The organism is Sphingomonas paucimobilis NBRC 13935 (assembly GCF_000739895.2).
In the GTDB taxonomy this organism is placed as follows: domain Bacteria; phylum Pseudomonadota; class Alphaproteobacteria; order Sphingomonadales; family Sphingomonadaceae; genus Sphingomonas; species Sphingomonas paucimobilis.
This window is the reverse complement of the sequence record NZ_BBJS01000078.1, coordinates 1-2,663: the sequence shown is the minus strand read 5'-3', so window position 1 is coordinate 2,663 and position 2,663 is coordinate 1. Positions and strand designations below refer to the sequence as shown.

Below are 2,663 nucleotides of genomic sequence, written 5' to 3'. Positions count from 1 at the left end.
TGGTGAGCGGCGCATGATTAGCGGGCTGAGCGCCAAGGCCCCGGTGCTGCTGGTCCGCGACATCGACGTACAGCTCGCCCGCGAAACCCGTCGCTTACCCTTTGCCGTTGTTGGTGATCTGAGTTCAGTGTCGGCGGCCTTCGGACGACCGATCGACGTTCTCCTCGGTGCCGATATGTTCACGGGCAGCTGCATCGCGCTCGATTTCGCGAACAGGCGTATGGCGGTCGTCAAGTCAGGCACGTTTCTCGCCGGCCCCGACTGGCGCGCTGTCGCGCTCGGACGCGGTGCCAAGCAGGAGCTGTTCATCCGGGCCTCCGTCGAGGGCCTGTCTCCCGTGCCCTTGATGATCGATCTTGGCAGCTCGGCCGCGCTGATGCTCTCGTCGGCCTATGCCCGCGATCAAGGGCTGTTGAACGGGAAGCTCGTCTCGACCGCGGCGATCGGCGGCGTCGATGGCGTGCGAGTCAACGATGCTTTCACAACCCAGAACATCAACATTGAAGGGCTTGGCGTCTCGAACGTCCCCACACTCGGGATGAGAGCTTGGCTCTCCACCAGCACGGTTGGCAATGTCGGCCTACCGCTGATCGCTCAATTCGACGTGGTGTTCGACGTGACCGCCGGATTCGTGTGGCTCCGGCCACTCGGTCCTCGTCGTCGCCTGCCGATGCTGAAGGACCGTAGCGGCCTTGGCCTCGCAGCCTCACCAACGGCGCTCACCGTCGTTCATGTGGCGGCGAACAGTCCCGCGGAAAAGGCTGGCTGGGCGGTCGGCGACCGGATCGTGGCGGTGAACGGCCATTCGATCGATGCGAACTATACGCGTGGGGAGCTCTGGCAAGTGCGCTCCCGGCCTGCTGGCACCCTCGTAAAGCTGACGATGGCCTCGGGTGATGTGCGCGACCTCAGGCTAGCCGACTATTACTGATCGGCTTGAGGGTGGCCTTTGCCGATCGCCTTCATGATCCGACAATCGGCCATGCGCGCCTTGGTGCAGCTCTGGCTGAGCATTGCCAACTCATCCCGCAACACCGCGAGTTGCGCCAGCCTCTCCTCAACATCCTTGAGGTGCTGAGCAGCGATAGCTGAGGCGGCACCACAATCCTGGTCCGGGTTCTGCGCCAGCCCCATCAACGATCGTATTTCGTCGACCGAAAAGCCGAGCCGGCGACCGTTGCGGATGAAGTGCAAACGCTCGATGTCGCTGGCATCATAGGTTCTACGGCCCGACGCCGTGCGCGGGGCGGAGCGCAGCAACCCGATCGACTCATAAAACCGGATCGTCGTCACTTTTGTCGACGTCTCGCTGGCGAGCTGCCCAATCATCACCGGCTTCATCATGCCATCCTTGCTAATGCGAACGTGTCGCACATTTCGCTTGCTTCTACAGCGACTGGAGGTGGTAAGGAAGGCCGCATGAATGCTTCTACCGAAAGCTGCGGGTGCCACGGGGAGCCCGCGCGCGCGCAAACCGATCCGGCCTATCGCCGTGCGCTGCTGACCGTCGTGGTGCTCAACCTCGGCTTCGGAGTCGCCGAGCTGTTCGGCGGGTTCATCGCCGATAGCCAAGCGCTGAAAGCGGATTCCCTCGATTTTCTCGGGGACGGGTCGATCAGCCTTATCGGTCTTCTCGCGCTTGCCTGGTCCGCACGGGCGAGGGCAAAGGTCGCGCTGACGCAGGGGTTGTTTCTCGGTGCGCTTGGCGTGGGCGTAATCGGTTTCGCGATTTGGCGCGCCCTGAACGCAACCGCGCCGGATGCCGAACTGATGGGCACAATCGGCGTTGTCGCGCTCGCGATCAATGTCGTGTCCGCCTTGGTGCTTGCGCGTTTCCGGGAAGGGGACGCCAATGTTCGCGCGATCTGGCTGTTCAGCCGCAACGACGCGCTCGCCAATGTCGCGGTGATCGCCGCGGCCGGTCTGGTGGCGTGGACAGGAAGCGCCTGGCCGGACCTCGCCGTCGCCGGCCTCATCGCCCTCCTGTTCCTCCACTCCGCTTATGAAATCGTCACTGGCGCTCGGCGCGAACTGGGAGAGCGGTAGTGCGTCTGCTCACCTTGATCCGGGCAATGCTCTCGCTGCGGCTGCTCGCCGCGCTCGCTGCGCTGCTGATCCCTGCTGCGGCATTCGCCGAACCCGGCGACGTGCAAACCGCATGGCGGCTGCTCGACTATATGGCCGTCGATTATGGAGGCGCGGTCGCGAACGGTCGGATCAAGAGCGCGTCGGAATACGCCGAAATGAATGAGTTTGCCGCGTCGGTCTCGACACGGCTTCAAGGCCTGCCGGCGAAGCCGGAGCGCCAAGCCCTCATTCAGCGGGCCGCCAACCTCCAAGCGGTAATCGCGGAAAAGGGATCGACTGAACAGGTGGCAACACTGGCGCACGGGCTCGCGGCCGATCTGCTGCGCGCCTACCCGGTGCCGCTCGCGCCCGATAAGGCTCCGAACCTCGTCTCCGGCCATGCCCTGTTCCAACAATCCTGCGCGTCCTGTCACGGCATGACGGGCAACGGCCGTGGCCCCGACGCCGCCAAGCTCGCGACACCCCCGATCGCCTTTACCGATGCCGAACGTGCGCGCCAGCGCAGCGTCTTCGCGCTCTATCAGGTGGTGACGCAGGGCATCGACGGGACGGCGATGCAGAGCTTCGCCGATCTG

At 64.3% G+C, this 2,663-nt stretch carries 4 protein-coding genes; 3 read left to right on the top strand and 1 reads right to left on the bottom strand.

Annotated features, from left to right (window positions below; genetic code table 11):
• The coding region (locus SP6_RS20680) for a PDZ domain-containing protein (protein ID WP_042469580.1) at window positions 1-931 on the top strand (931 nt) is incomplete at its 5' end.
• Here SP6_RS20680 and SP6_RS19880 read toward each other — a convergent pair.
• The gene (locus SP6_RS19880) at window positions 925-1,341 is read right to left on the bottom strand and encodes a MerR family transcriptional regulator (protein ID WP_004212867.1); all 417 of its coding nucleotides are present in this window, start codon (window positions 1,339-1,341) and stop codon (window positions 925-927) included. The two genes, SP6_RS20680 and SP6_RS19880, sit on opposite strands and share 7 nt — an antisense overlap.
• A 78-nt stretch (window positions 1,342-1,419) precedes the next feature.
• On the opposite strand from SP6_RS19880, the gene SP6_RS19875 reads away from it, so the two are divergent.
• Window positions 1,420-2,046 (top strand): cation efflux transmembrane domain-containing protein, encoded by a 627-nt coding sequence (locus SP6_RS19875; RefSeq protein ID WP_004212870.1) that lies wholly within the window; start codon window positions 1,420-1,422, stop codon window positions 2,044-2,046.
• A partial coding sequence (locus SP6_RS19870; RefSeq protein ID WP_156146136.1) for a c-type cytochrome occupies window positions 2,046-2,663 on the top strand: 618 nt, incomplete at its 3' end. The genes SP6_RS19875 and SP6_RS19870, both read left to right, overlap by 1 nt.